16 protein-coding genes and 1 tRNA gene are annotated in these 12,945 nt (G+C 62.0%); 7 read left to right on the top strand and 10 right to left on the bottom strand.

Annotated elements, in window-relative coordinates:
• The first annotated feature begins 1 nt into the window (after position 1).
• Together THS5294_RS04770 and THS5294_RS04765 are read left to right on the top strand one after the other, a co-directional pair.
• Entirely contained in the window at positions 2 to 736 is a 735-nt protein-coding gene (locus THS5294_RS04770; protein ID WP_058122838.1) for a MipA/OmpV family protein, read from the top strand.
• 45 nt (positions 737 to 781) lie between these two features.
• On the top strand, positions 782 to 1,126 hold the full coding sequence (locus tag THS5294_RS04765; protein WP_058122837.1) for a DUF8846 family protein: 345 nt from the start codon (positions 782 to 784) through the stop codon (positions 1,124 to 1,126).
• Between the two features lie 5 nt (positions 1,127 to 1,131).
• On the opposite strand, the gene THS5294_RS04760 is transcribed toward THS5294_RS04765, so the two are convergent.
• On the bottom strand, positions 1,132 to 1,995 hold the full coding sequence (locus THS5294_RS04760) for an N-formylglutamate amidohydrolase (protein ID WP_058122836.1): 864 nt from the start codon (positions 1,993 to 1,995) through the stop codon (positions 1,132 to 1,134).
• A gap of 124 nt (positions 1,996 to 2,119) precedes the next feature.
• Between THS5294_RS04760 and THS5294_RS04755 the strand changes: the two genes are divergently transcribed.
• Both THS5294_RS04755 and ykgO read left to right on the top strand, forming a co-directional pair.
• Positions 2,120 to 2,194, top strand: a tRNA-Val gene (locus tag THS5294_RS04755).
• Positions 2,195 to 2,253: 59 nt separating this feature from the next.
• On the top strand, positions 2,254 to 2,379 hold the full coding sequence (gene ykgO, locus THS5294_RS04750) for a type B 50S ribosomal protein L36 (RefSeq protein WP_050529488.1): 126 nt from the start codon (positions 2,254 to 2,256) through the stop codon (positions 2,377 to 2,379).
• Positions 2,380 to 2,528: 149 nt separating this feature from the next.
• Here the strand turns inward: ykgO and THS5294_RS04745 are convergent, their stop codons facing one another.
• Positions 2,529 to 3,182: a peroxiredoxin gene (locus tag THS5294_RS04745; protein ID WP_058122835.1), complete on the bottom strand. Its 654-nt coding sequence runs from the start codon at positions 3,180 to 3,182 to the stop codon at positions 2,529 to 2,531.
• A 114-nt stretch (positions 3,183 to 3,296) separates the two neighbouring features.
• On the opposite strand from THS5294_RS04745, the gene THS5294_RS04740 reads away from it, so the two are divergent.
• Positions 3,297 to 4,730, top strand: a complete 1,434-nt coding sequence (locus THS5294_RS04740) for an aldehyde dehydrogenase family protein (protein WP_058122834.1) — start codon at positions 3,297 to 3,299, stop codon at positions 4,728 to 4,730.
• A gap of 44 nt (positions 4,731 to 4,774) precedes the next feature.
• On the opposite strand, the gene THS5294_RS04735 is transcribed toward THS5294_RS04740, so the two are convergent.
• The 3 genes from THS5294_RS04735 to THS5294_RS04725 form a co-directional block, all read right to left on the bottom strand.
• Positions 4,775 to 5,203, bottom strand: coding sequence for a thermonuclease family protein (locus THS5294_RS04735; RefSeq protein WP_233486404.1), 429 nt, complete (start codon positions 5,201 to 5,203; stop codon positions 4,775 to 4,777).
• A 405-nt stretch (positions 5,204 to 5,608) separates the two neighbouring features.
• Positions 5,609 to 6,751 (bottom strand): succinyl-diaminopimelate desuccinylase, encoded by a 1,143-nt coding sequence (gene dapE, locus THS5294_RS04730; protein WP_058122833.1) that lies wholly within the window; start codon positions 6,749 to 6,751, stop codon positions 5,609 to 5,611.
• A 9-nt stretch (positions 6,752 to 6,760) separates the two neighbouring features.
• Positions 6,761 to 8,017, bottom strand: a complete 1,257-nt coding sequence (locus THS5294_RS04725) for a DNA polymerase IV (protein ID WP_058122832.1) — start codon at positions 8,015 to 8,017, stop codon at positions 6,761 to 6,763.
• Positions 8,018 to 8,113: 96 nt separating this feature from the next.
• Here THS5294_RS04725 and THS5294_RS04720 point away from each other — a divergent pair, with 96 nt between their 5' ends.
• Positions 8,114 to 9,007 carry an SPFH domain-containing protein gene (locus tag THS5294_RS04720; protein ID WP_038005768.1) on the top strand — a complete coding sequence of 298 codons (894 nt, stop codon included), beginning with the start codon at positions 8,114 to 8,116 and terminating at the stop codon, positions 9,005 to 9,007.
• Positions 9,004 to 9,279 carry an NfeD family protein gene (locus tag THS5294_RS04715; protein ID WP_052068345.1) on the top strand — a complete coding sequence of 92 codons (276 nt, stop codon included), beginning with the start codon at positions 9,004 to 9,006 and terminating at the stop codon, positions 9,277 to 9,279. The genes THS5294_RS04720 and THS5294_RS04715 overlap by 4 nt, the downstream gene beginning before the upstream one ends.
• 79 nt (positions 9,280 to 9,358) lie before the next feature.
• On the opposite strand, the gene pyrF is transcribed toward THS5294_RS04715, so the two are convergent.
• The 5 genes from pyrF to tsaD all read right to left on the bottom strand — a co-directional run bounded on the left by pyrF (position 9,359) and on the right by tsaD (position 12,889).
• On the bottom strand, positions 9,359 to 10,075 hold the full coding sequence (pyrF, locus tag THS5294_RS04710; protein ID WP_058122831.1) for an orotidine-5'-phosphate decarboxylase: 717 nt from the start codon (positions 10,073 to 10,075) through the stop codon (positions 9,359 to 9,361).
• 100 nt (positions 10,076 to 10,175) lie between these two features.
• Positions 10,176 to 10,613 (bottom strand): EVE domain-containing protein, encoded by a 438-nt coding sequence (locus tag THS5294_RS04705; RefSeq protein WP_082644947.1) that lies wholly within the window; start codon positions 10,611 to 10,613, stop codon positions 10,176 to 10,178.
• A complete protein-coding gene (locus tag THS5294_RS04700; RefSeq protein WP_058122829.1) occupies positions 10,592 to 10,861 on the bottom strand; it encodes a YciI family protein in 270 nt (89 codons plus the stop codon). Before THS5294_RS04700 ends, THS5294_RS04705 begins: the two co-directional genes overlap by 22 nt.
• Positions 10,862 to 10,865: 4 nt before the next feature.
• Positions 10,866 to 11,813: an NAD(P)H-dependent glycerol-3-phosphate dehydrogenase gene (locus THS5294_RS04695; RefSeq protein WP_058122828.1), complete on the bottom strand. Its 948-nt coding sequence runs from the start codon at positions 11,811 to 11,813 to the stop codon at positions 10,866 to 10,868.
• Positions 11,810 to 12,889 (bottom strand): tRNA (adenosine(37)-N6)-threonylcarbamoyltransferase complex transferase subunit TsaD, encoded by a 1,080-nt coding sequence (tsaD, locus tag THS5294_RS04690; protein WP_058122827.1) that lies wholly within the window; start codon positions 12,887 to 12,889, stop codon positions 11,810 to 11,812. Before tsaD ends, THS5294_RS04695 begins: the two co-directional genes overlap by 4 nt.
• Between the last annotated feature and the right edge of the window lie 56 nt (positions 12,890 to 12,945).

The raw sequence follows: 12,945 nt of genomic DNA, 5'->3' as shown, positions 1-12,945 counted from the left end.
TATGGTTGCCCGTTTCATCGCCCGGCTCTTGGCCCTTTTCCTGATTGCTCTGCCCGCGCAGGCGCAGGATGGAATGTATGTCGGGGCGTTTGTGGGTGCAGCTGCGTCTCCCTACGCGGGCGAGGCCACCTCCACCGCCATTCGGCCCACCTTGGGCGTGCGTACCGAAGCCTTTGACATCGGAACCAACGGCGCCACCGCACATATCGCGCAGAGTGAACGGGCCGCCCTTGATATCTTTCTCAGGCCCCGATTCTTTGCCCTTACGCACAGCGACAGCCCGGAATTGGCTGGGATTGATCGTGACGTGACCCTTGATGCGGGGCTTAGCTACGCGCTGGATTTCGCACAGGGCACGCGGCTCAACCTGTCCGTCGCGCACGAAATCACGGGTGAGCATCAGGGCCAAGAGGCGGACTTGCGCCTTACGCAGCGCTTTGCCCTTGGGGCCATTCCGCTGGGCGTCTACGCGGGCGCGATGTGGCGGTCACAGGATTTGTCGCGCTACTTGTATGGGGTCACCGGGGCGGAGGCGTTGATTGGTCGACCTGCCTTTGATCCCGGCGCGACCACGTCGCCCTACATCGGGGTGAACGCGTCCCTGCCGGTGTCGCCACGGGTGCGGGTGTTTGGCACAGTGCAGGCCGATTTCCTCGACCCAGCAATCACCGACAGCCCGATTGTGACCGAGGATGCGACCCTATCGCTCGGCGTCGGTATCCAATTCTCGTTCTGATCGCGTCTCTTGACATCAATAGGGCTGCGGCCCCATTTGGCGCGCATGACGGATGAAAAACCCAAAAAGCACAAACGCACGCAGCAGGTCTTTACGCTTCTGGTCGAAGTGGGCCGCAAGGATGGCGATGGCCTGCCTGATGGCTCCACAGGTGCGGCACTGATGTGCTACGCAGCTGGCGTGGATGAGGACGAAGCCGTGCGCGAAACCGTAGCGCTCCTGAAGCACGCGGATCTCGCGCCGCTTGAGGTGACCGGCTACGGCACCTTGCAGGAACGTCTGGCCGAAGGGCACGACATCTCGGATGAGGAAAAGGACCTGATGGACCGCGCCTTGGCCGAAAACTCCGTCGTCGTGGCCCAAACCACCACGTTTTACCAAGACGCCTAAGCGGGCTATTCGGCGGCGAGGGGGCGCATGCCCATGCCGCCAATTTCAACGATCTCCGCCAAAACACCCTCAAACCGCGCCTTGAATGTGTGAAACTCACCGTTCGGCTGGATCAGCGGCTCATGCATATACAGGCTGCGGTCGATCTCAATTTGCAGGACATGCTGATTGTACGAGGGCCGCCCATAATGCTGCGCGATAAAGGCCCCAGCAAAGGGCGCATTGCGCGCAACGCGAAACCCCGCGCGACGAAACGCAGCCTCGGCAGCATCGGTGATCCGCCCGTTACACGATGCGCCAAACCGGTCGCCTAGCACGATCTCGGGGGGCAGGTGTTGGGTGTGGTGGACAGAATCAATGGCCTCATGCGGCATCGAATGCACATCGATCAGGATCGCGCGGCCAAATTGTGTGCGGCTTTCGTCCAACAGCGACTGAAGCTGCCGATGATACGGCCGCCAAATCGCTTCGATTCGCGCCAAGGCCTCACGGCGTGAAATTTTGCCCCGATAGATCGCCCGACCATTGGACACAACGCGCGGGATGACACCCAATCCACTGCTCACACGCGGGTTCAGCGCGCTGCGAGGGATGTCTTCAATGACCGCAGGGTCCAATTCGTCCTGCGACCGGTTGAGGTCGACATAGGCGCGCGGGGCATCCGCCGTAATCAGCGGCGCACCCAAACTGGGCACCCGATCCAGCAATAAATCAACAAATGCATCCTCTGAGGACCGAATCCCCCGCGAATCCAACACGCTCGCCTCCAAAAAAGCAGGGGTATACGTGCGGCCAGAATGCGGCGAGGCCACCACAACGGCACTAGAACGCCCCTGCGGGAGGCTTAAATGGTAGGGTTCGGGGGTCATTTGCTCTCCTCTGGTACACTACTATAGACCGGTTTGCGCAATTGCCAAAAGTCCCCTTGCGTGCCCCTCGGGGAGCGCTTATAGACCCGTCCACAGCCGCGCCCCTAGGGGTGTGTGTTTCATAGGGTGATTAGCTCAGCGGTAGAGCACTTCGTTGACATCGAAGGGGTCACTGGTTCGATCCCAGTATCGCCCACCATTTGCCCTTTTGGGTACCACTGCTGGCGTCACCGCGCGCCGCGCTTGAGGAGATAGAACATGAAGGTTAAGAACTCGCTTCGTTCGCTCAAGAGCCGCCACCGCGACTGCCGTGTGGTGCGCCGTAAGGGCCGGGTCTACGTGATCAACAAGACCCAGCGTCGGTTTAAAGCCCGCCAAGGTTAATTGGCAGCTTAAGATCGTTCGCGAACCGTTGAAGGCCGTCCCTTGGGGCGGCTTTTTGCGTTTCATCCCCCGGTTACACACGGTGCATTCGCCCACAAAAAAGGCGACCCCACCGGAGCCGCCCTTTCCAATTCGCTCAAAGCCCCCGCTTAGCTGGGGTCTTTGGTTTTCCGCAGGTAGGGAAAGATCGTCTCGAACGCGCCGAACTTGGCCTTTGCATCGTCATTGGAAACCGACGGCGGGATGATCACATCCTCACCTGGGACCCAGTTCGCAGGCGTGGCGACACCGTGCTTCAGGCCCGCTTGCAACCCGTCCAGCGCGCGCAGGATTTCGGCAAAGTTGCGCCCCACAGTCATCGGATAGGTCATCGACAGCTTCAGCTGCTTGTCCGGGCCGATCACGAACACCGAACGCACCGTCGCGCTATCGGCGGGGGTGCGGCCGTCGGGCAAATATGCGTCCTCGGGCAGCATGTCGTACAACTTGGACACGGTCAGGTCCTCATCGGCGATGATTGGGAAACCCGCTTTCGCGCCCGCATAGCTCTCGATGTCGCCCTTCCACTTGCGGTGGTCTTCAACGCCGTCCACGGAAATCCCGATCACCTTCGTGCCGCGCTTTTCCCACTCGTCGGCCAATTGGGCCACGGCACCGAATTCGGTGGTGCAGACGGGGGTGAAATCCTTGGGGTGACTGAACAGGATGGCCCAGCTGTCGCCGATCCAGTCGTGAAAATTGATCTCGCCTTCGCTGGTGTCGGCCGTGAAATTCGGCACAACCTGATTGATGCGCAAGCCCATGAGATACTCCTCGTTAAATTTGGCTGTTGTCGTGAAATATAAGCATTCCGTCGTGGCACAACAGGCCCCCAACGGCTATCTGCGGCATAACGCGCGCAAACAGGGAGTTTAGCCATGAAACACGCACGACATTTCTTCATCAACGGTGAGTGGGTGGCCCCCAGCACTGATACCACGATGGACGTCATCGACCCCTCAACCGAGGAAGTCACGGAAACCATCGCGCTGGGTGCGCAGGCCGACACAGACGCCGCTGTTGCCGCCGCCAAAGCCGCCTTCCCCGCATGGGCCGCAACCCCCCTCGCGGAGCGGGTCAAGCTGATGGAGCGCGTGCGCGAAATCTACATCGCCCGTGCCGATGAGATGGCAGATGCCATCAGCCGCGAAATGGGCGCGCCCCAACAGTTGGCCAAGGTCAATCAGGTCGGTGCCGGCACATGGCACATGGATGGCTTCCTTGAAGCTCTGCCAGAGATCGAATTTGAAGCGCCTCTGGCCTCATCCCCATCCGAGCGTACCCTGCTGGAGCCTATCGGCGTTTGCGCGCTGATCACGCCTTGGAACTGGCCGATGAACCAGATCGTGCTAAAGGCGGTGCCCGCGCTGCTGATGGGCAACACTGCGGTACTGAAACCTTCCGAGGTTGCGCCCCTGTCGGGTCTGCTGTTCGCAGAATTCCTCGAAGAAGCTGGCGTCCCCGCGGGCGTATTCAACCTCGTGAACGGCGATGGACCGGGCGTGGGCAGCCAGCTGTCGTGCCACCCCGACGTGGATATGGTCAGCTTCACGGGCTCCTCGCGGGCCGGTATCGCGATCTCCAAGGCTGCAGCCGACACCCTGAAACGCGTCAGCCTTGAGCTGGGCGGCAAAGGCGCAAACATCGTGTTTGCAGACGCCGATGCGAACGCGGTGATTGATGGCGTGGCGCGGTGCTTCCGCAACACGGGCCAATCGTGCAACGCCCCCACCCGGATGCTGGTCGAAGCAAGCCGCTATGACGAGGCCGTGGCCCAAGCCACCAAAGCCGCCAATGAAACCGAAGTCGGCTTGGCCAGCGATCCGGGCCGCCACATCGGCCCCCTCGTGTCCGAGGCACAGTTCAACAAAGTGCAGGGTCTGATCGAGACCGGCATCAACGAAGGCGCACGCCTCGTTGCGGGTGGCGCAGGTCGTCCCGATGGCATGAACCGCGGCTACTTTGCGCGGCCCACGGTCTTTGCGGATGTGACCCCCGACATGGCGATCTACCGTGAGGAAATCTTTGGCCCCGTGCTGTCGATCCTCCCGTTTGAGACGGAGGAACAGGCCATCGCGATCGCCAACGACACGCCCTACGGTCTGACCAACTACATCCAAACCACTGACACCGATAAACGCCGCCGCGTCGCGCGCGCGGTCCGGTCCGGCATGGTGGAAACCAACGGCAAGGGCTTTGGCAAAGGCTCCCCGTTCGGCGGTTATAAGCAGTCGGGCAATGGGCGCGAAGCGGGCAAATGGGGCCTGCACGAGTTCGCCGAGGTCAAAGCCGTCTCCGGCTGGGACGACTGATCCAGACATTTTGATTTTTGATGGGGCGTCGCAGTGCGGCGCCCCTAGTTTTTTGCGCGATCCCGCTGTCGCGCCTCATAGGCGTCCCATACGTGCATCCGCCCCTTCTGACGCGCGTCCGCCAGCCAGAGTTTGCGACGCAAGCCATCGGCCTCTAGTGCGCGATACCGACCATTCGAAAACTTGGGCCAATCCAGCGCAAGGCCCAGCTTGACCATTTCTGCCGAAAGATCGCGGCCATCGTCCAACGTACATCGCGCGACACAGCGGCCATGGTCGTCCTCGGCGATGATGTGTGCATGCACCCGCTCACCTTTGCACAGCTTGAATAAGGCCCATTTGGCAGTCTTGCCATGCGGGTGGTTAAACTCCGGAGCGTCAACGCCAAACAATCTAATCTCACGTTTCTTTATCCGAAGGCTATCTCCATCAATAACATAAGCCGCCGCGACGAGGATTTCACGGGGCTGCACCGGGACCGTCACCTTGATTGGTGCGGATCTTGGCGGGATTGGTGCCGGTGCCGGTGCTGGTGCTTTGACTTGCGATGTTTCTATCGCAACCGTCTCTGCGGGGGCAGACACAGCGGGTGGTTCAACCGATATGGGGTCCGGCGTGCTTGGCCCTACGGGGCGCTCCGCTTTGGGACTGGGGGCACTATTCTGCGGCGGTGGGGGCGCTTTGCTGGATCGCAGGCTTCGAATGATCGCTATTAAGCCAAGCGCGAATGCTACGCTGAGTACTATCGATAGCGGGTCCAATGGCGTCTCCGGCTGGCGTTTGGCACAATGTGCCGTGCCAGTCGAACGTAGTACCCGCCAGGGCGCCCGCCCTAGTTAAATCTCAATGAGATATCTAAAGAACGTGCCTGGTATCAACTAGCCTGAAAAATAGTCGTGCAGGATTGAGGTGTAGATGCCCTTGAGTTGGTTGATCTGCTCCACACGAACGCGCTCATCCACAGCGTGCATCCGGTGCCCTACAAGGCCAAACTCCACCACGGGGCAATGGCGCATTACAAAACGCGCATCCGACGTGCCACCACCCGTAGACATCACGGGCACGCGGTTGGTTTCGCGCTGTACCGCGCGCGCAACCAGATCAGTCAGTGGCCCGGGGGGCGTGAGGAAACTTTCGCCAGACACCCGGGTCGTCATCGCAACGCTCACGCCAAATTCCGCCGCCACTTTGTCCGCTTCTGATTGCAGCCAATCGGTCAGCGACGCGCTGGTGTGGGTATCATTGAACCGGATGTTGACGGTGCCCCGCGTCTCAGCCGGGATGACGTTGGTCGCAGTGTTTCCAGTGTCGATCGTCGTGACCGCAAGTGTTGAGGGATCAAAATGCGCATTGCCCTGATCCAGTTCATGACGGCTCAACCGGTCCATCAACGTGACCAAAGCAGGCATTGGATTCAATGCCTTATGCGGATATGCGACGTGGCCCTGCGTGCCGGTCACCGTAAAAAACGCAGAGATCGAGCCGCGCCGCCCAATCTTCATCATGTCGCCCATGTCTGCGGCTGACGTCGGCTCCCCGACGAGGCAATAGGTCATCGCCTCGCCCTGCGCCGCCATCCAATCCAAAAGGGCCACGGTGCCGTCCGTCGCGGGGCCTTCTTCGTCCCCTGTGATCGCAAGGATCAGCGCGCCCTCAGGCGGGGTGTCGCGCACAAATTCTACCGCTGCCGCGACAAAGGCCGCCACGCCGGATTTCATATCCGTTGCACCGCGCCCATATAGCCAGCCGTCCTCGATTTCTGCGCCAAATGGTGGCTTGGTCCACTCATTCACATCGCCCAAGGGCACAACATCCGTGTGTCCGTTGTAGCCAAACGTGCGCGCGTGGCCCTTGTCGCCCCAACGTGCAAATAGGTTTGAGGTCTCGCCCCGGTCAACGCGGGTGCAGCTGAACCCCGCCTCTTCCAATAGGTCTTGCAACAAGACAAGCGCGCCCCCCTCCTCTGGTGTAATCGAGGGGCAGCGAACAAGGCGGGCGGTCAGGTCAACGGGATCAATCATAGCGCCTGCCTAGCGCAAGGCGCGGCCCTTGAGAATAGCCCCCTCACCAAAACGCGCGCGGATTTTGTCGGTGGCCCGCTCCGCGTCGGCCCGTTTGCCCGCGTTAGGGTCCAACAAATCGCCGGTGCGGTCTGCGCCCTCTGCGGGTTCCAAATCGGATAGTCCCACCCCTAACAACCGAAACGGCCCACGCACGCCCGCCGCATCATACAGGCCCTTCGCCGTGCGATAAATCCGGTCGGCCATCTGCGTGGCATCCCCCAACGAAAGCCGCCGGGTGACCAATGCGAAATCCGCCGTCTTTAGCTTTAGCGTCACAACCCGCCCAGCAATGCCCTTGGCCTTAGCTCGGTCGCTGACCTTTTCGGACAGCCGCCAAATATGGCCATCCAACACGTCACCATCCGCCGTATCGTCATGAAATGTCGTCTCATTCGAGATCGACTTGACCGGCGCACGGGATGAGACTTTGCGCGGATCCTGCCCCCGGCTCAGGTGCCACAAACGGTCCCCCATACTGCCAAATCGCGCACCCAGATCGGCACGATCCCAGCGGCGCAAATCCGCGAAGGTGCGAATGCCAGCAGTCTCCAACGCCTCTTGCCCGGCGGGACCGATGCCAAAAATCATCCGCACCGGTTTGTCCTGCAAAAACGCATCCGTTTCTGCCGCGCCAATCACCGCAAACCCCTGCGGTTTATCAAGGTCCGAGGCAATTTTCGCCAGAAACTTGTTGTGCGACAATCCGATAGAGCCGGTGATCCCGATCTCTTCGCGCATCCGCTTGACTAACTGCGCCAGCATCACAGCAGGCGGGGCGCCATGCAGCCGCGCCGTCCCGGTCAGGTCCATGAACGCTTCGTCCAACGACAGGGGCTCTACCTCAGGGGTCAGTTCTTCCATCAAGGCCCGCACAGCGCGTGAGACTTCGACATAGACCTCCATCCGTCCCCGCACGACCACAGCCTCGGGGCACAGCTTCATCGCTTGGAACATCGGCATCGCGGACCGTACGCCCTTGATCCGGGCGATGTAGCACGCCGTGGACACAACCCCCCGCCGCCCCCCACCGATGATCACCGGCTTGTCGGCCAACTCTGGGTTGTCGCGTTTTTCGACGCTGGCATAGAACGCGTCACAATCCATATGCGCGATGCCCAAATCCCATAGCTCCGGGTGCGATAGCAACCGGGGTGAGCCACATGCGGGGCACCGCCGGGGCGCGGCCTCCAACTGGGCCAAACAATCGCGACAAAGGGTGGGCATGGGGCAATCTACCCGCAACAACCCTCGCGCATCAATGGGTTCCGCAAAGGGGGCGAACGCCCTATATGTGACCTTGGGGCAGTGTTGGAGAGCATTATGAACATTGAAGATATCTTATTGGGATTTGTCGGAAACAACGCGGTCTGGATCGTGCTGGCCGGCTTTATTATCACGACGATCCTTCTGGGCGTACGGATCGTGCCCCAGTCCGAAAAGCACGTGGTCGAGCGGTTCGGCCGCCTTCGGTCGGTGCTTGGGCCGGGGATCAACCTGATCGTGCCGTTTCTTGACAAGGTCGCGCACCGGATTTCGATCCTCGAACGCCAATTGCCAAACGCCAGCCAAGACGCGATCACCGCGGATAACGTGTTGGTGCAGGTCGAAACGTCGGTGTTCTATCGCATCACCGAGCCTGAGCGCACCGTCTACCGCATCCGTGACGTGGACGCCGCCATCGCCACGACTGTCGCGGGCATCGTCCGGGCCGAAATCGGCAAGATGGAACTGGACGACGTGCAGGCCAACCGCTCAAGCCTCATCCATGAGATTAAGATCGCGGTCGAAACCGCCGTCGACGACTGGGGCATTGAGGTCACGCGCGCCGAGCTGCTGGACGTGAACCTCGACCAAGCCACCCGCGACGCGATGCTCCAACAGCTTAACGCCGAACGTGCCCGCCGCGCCGCCGTGACCGAGGCTGAGGGTGCGCGCCGTGCCGTCGAACTCGCCGCCGACGCAGACCTCTACGCCGCCGAACAAGCCGCCAAAGCCCGCCGCGTCCAAGCCGACGCTGAGGCCTACGCCACCCAAGTCGTGGCACACGCCATCAAGGAAAACGGCCTTGAGGCGGCACAATACCAAGTCGCCCTCAAACAGGTAGAAGCGTTGACCTCACTGGGCGCGTCACAAGGCTCCCAAACCGTGGTCGTCCCGGCCTCCGCAATGGATGCCTTCGGTGAAGCCTTCAAAATGCTTCGGGGCCGCACATGATGCTCTGGGCCACATGGTGGATCTGGATCGTCGCGGCGATCATCCTCGGCATCCTCGAAATGCTAGCGCCCGCGTTCGTTCTGCTGGGCTTCGCAATCGGGGCGGGGCTGGTCGGCGCGGGCCTCGGCCTCGGCGTCCTAACCGGCTTTGGCCTGCCCGCGCTGATGGCCATCTTCGCCATCGCTTCACTGGCGGGCTGGATCGGCCTACGCCTGATGTTCCGGATCAAAGGCGATAAACCCAAAACCTTCGACTACGACATCAACGACTAGCCGCGCTTCTTTGGTTTGAAAATATCCCGGGGGAGGCCCGCTCGGGCCGGGGGCAGCGCCCCCAACGCCCCTCAGACCCCTAGATGGACCGCAATTCCTGAACTACCGCCTGTGCGGCCTGACGCGGGTCAACGGCCGTATGGATCGGGCGGCCTACAACAATGTGGTCGGCCCCATCCCCAATCGCGGAAGCAGGTGTGGCAACCCGCTTCTGATCGCCCAAGGCCGCGCCCGCAGGCCGCACACCGGGTGTCACAATCAACCGGCCCGTGGCTTCGGGTAGGGCGCGGATCAATGCGGCCTCATGGGGCGATGCGATCACCCCGTCGGCACCGGCTTCAAGGGCCCGCCCGGCGCGTTCCACGACCAAATCGCCGATCGCTCCGTCCTTGATCATGCAGGCATCTAGATCCGCTCGGTCCAGCGACGTCAGCACCGTCACCCCAAGAATTTTCAGGTTCGATCCCGCCGCGCCTTCTTTGGCTGCGCGCACCACATGCGGATCACCATGCACCGTCAGAAAATCGATATCGAACTGTGCCAAACCACGCACCGCGGCTTCGATCGTGTTCGAAATGTCAAAGAGCTTCATATCAAGGAAGATCTTCTTGCCGTGTTCGTCCTTCAGCTCATTGGCCAAGGCAAGGCCACCGCCGGTCAACATGCCCAAGCCGATCTTATAGAACGACACCGCATCGCCCAACCGCTCAGCCAAGGCCAAACCTGCCAGCGCGTTGGGGACGTCCATGGCCACGATCAGGCGGTCATCGGCGGGTGTTTGGATTTGGTCGGTCATGGCATCGGCTCCGGGATCAGGTCGCCGCTCTCCTACGCCGCCGCGCTGGGTGCTGTCCAGTGAAGTGGCGCCCAAATCAATGTATACATTTATGTATACATTACGCTTCAGCCATGCGCAGGACCTCGGCCCACTCTTCCGGGGTCACGGGCTGGACGGACAATCGCGGCGATTTCACCAAGGCCATGTCCACGAGTTCGGGGTTGGCCTTGATCTGCGCAAGCGTGACGGGCCGGGACAGTGCCGTCTTTGCGCGGATGTCTACGCAGTCCCACCGGGGGTCATCCGTGCTGCTGTCGGGGTGGGCAAGGGCGCAGACCTCAACAATGCCGACCACCGCTTTTTGGTCTTGCGAATGGTAGAAAAAGCCCAAATCCCCGACCGCCATGGCCCGCATGAAATTGCGGGCCTGATAGTTGCGCACGCCGTCCCATTCTTCCCCCTGATCGCCCTTGGCGACCTGATCGGTCCACGACCAAACAGAGGGTTCGGATTTAAAGAGCCAGTGCGCCGCCATCAGCCGATAACCTGGTTCCATGCCTCAATCCGGACGTCCGCGAACAGATCGGCCAGCTTGTAGGGGTCAGCGGCGGCCCAAGCTTCGGCCTCGGCGCGGTCAGCCACGTCCAAAATCACCAACGACCCGCACATATCACCGTTCGCATCCAAAAACGGCCCCGCCTGCGTGACGTTTGTGGATTTCAAGTAAGCCACGTGGTCGGCGCGGTTGGCTTGGCGAACCTCTAGGTGGCCGGGCTTGTCTGTGCAGATAACAGCGTAAAACATGGGGTTATTCCTCTTTTAGACGCCTGCTGAGCAAGCGAGACATAGCATCTTTGACAGTGATTTGACCCGTGACAATCGCGGCAGTCACGGCGGTGATCGGCAGGTCCAGCCCTTCGGCTGCAGCGCGGGTGTGCAGGGCCTGGGCCGTGGCGCGGCCTTCGACTGTGGCGTGGGCTGGGGTGGTTCCGGCCCCAAGGGCAAGCCCGTAGGTATAATTGCGCGACTGCGCCGAGGTGCAGGTCAGCGCCAGATCGCCAAAGCCGGACAGGCCCTGAAGCGTTTCGGGCTGCGCGCCGACATGGGCCGCAAAGCGCTGCATTTCTGCAAACCCGCGCGTCATCAACGCCGCCCGCGCGCTTTCGCCTAAACCCGCGCCCATCGCACAGCCACAGGCAATCGCGATCACGTTCTTGAGGGCGCCGCCCAGTTCGACCCCGGTCACATCCGTGGTGCGGTAAAGCCGCAGCGTCGGGGTGGACAGTGCGTCCTGCAATTTAGATCCGGCGGCCTCATCGGCGCATCCAAGGCTGAGCGCGGTGGGCAAGCCGCGCGCGATGTCGGCGGCAAAGCTGGGACCGGACAGGACTGCGGGGGTCACATGAGGCCACGCGCTTGCGATAATCTCGGCCGGGCCGGTCAGCCGGGTCCGGTCGATCCCCTTGCAGCAGGCCACCGCATAACGCGCGCGTAGCCCGGAAAGCGTTGGCAGCGTATCGGCCAACGCCTGCATGGGCATGGCGAGCAATAGCACGTCACAGCCTGCCAAGCCGTTGATATCACCTGTGATATGGACTGCCTCTGGCAAGGTAATGCCGGGCAGGCGCGGGGTCGTGCGGGATGTGGCGACAGCCTCCATACCCGCGCGGCCCCAAAGCCAAACAGGGCCGTTAGCTGCGAGCGACACGGCCAAGGCCGTGCCAAATGCGCCAGCACCCACAACGCCGATCTTCATGCCTTGGCCCCCTTTTTGCCCGATCCCAGAAGGGCGGGGCTGGTGGTGTCCAGCGGCCAACGAGGGCGTGCAGCTAGAGTCATGTCGTCGCGCGCGCCAAGGGCCAAACGCTCCGCGCCCGCCCATGCGATCATCGCGGCGTTGTCGGTGCACAGCCGCAAGGGCGGGGCGCAGAACGGCAAGCCCGCCTCATCCGCCAGCTGGGTCAGCCCGGCACGCAAGGTTTGGTTGGCCGCGACACCACCGGCCACGGCGAATGTCGTGGCATCGGGGCACAGAGCCAATGCGCGGCGGCTTTTGGCAACCAGAACGTCCCGCACGGCGGCTTGGAAGGCGGCGCACAGGTCGGCGCGCACGGCTTCATGCAGGCCGCCGTCACGCGCGATCACTGCGTCGCGGGCGCGCAGAACAGCCGTTTTGAGGCCCGAGAAGGACATGTCACAATTGGGTCGGTCCAGCAGGGGGCGGGGCAGGGCAAAGGTCTTGGGGTCACCGGATTGGGCCGCCACCTCAACCGAGGGGCCGCCGGGTTGCGGCAGGCCCAGAATGCGCGCGGTTTTGTCAAAGGCCTCGCCGGGGGCGTCGTCAATCGTGCCGCCCAAACGGGTGAAGTCATCGGGGCCATCAACCCGTAAAAACTGGCAATGTCCGCCGGACACCAGCAGCATGACATAGGGAAAGGCGATGCCGTCGGTCATGCGTGGGGTCAGCGCGTGCCCCGCAAGGTGATTGACCCCAATCAGCGGCAAGCCGCGCGTTGCGGCCAAGCCCTTGGCGCACATAACGCCCGCCAAAACGCCGCCGATTAGGCCCGGCCCTGCGGTCACGGCGATGGCGTCGATGGCGTCTAGGGTAATGTCGGCTTCTTGCAGTGCTGCCTCTACGGCGAGGTCGATTTTCTCGGCGTGGGCACGGGCCGCGATTTCGGGGACAACGCCACCGAATTCCGCGTGCAAGGCGGTTTGGCCATACACGACCGACGACGCGATGGGCGTGGGCGCGCCAAAGCGGACGACCGCGCTTGCGGTGTCGTCGCAGCTGCTTTCGAGCCCCAGAACTGTCAGCACTTGTGCCATGGGCCTCCTTCGGTCAGCCTAGGGGCAGGTAACATCGGGACCCCGCGCTGACAATG

It is taken from the genome of Thalassobacter stenotrophicus (assembly GCF_001458315.1).
GTDB lineage: Bacteria > Pseudomonadota > Alphaproteobacteria > Rhodobacterales > Rhodobacteraceae > Thalassobacter > Thalassobacter stenotrophicus.
Note: the sequence above shows the minus strand (reverse complement) of the source record. Positions and strands in the feature narration are given on the sequence as shown.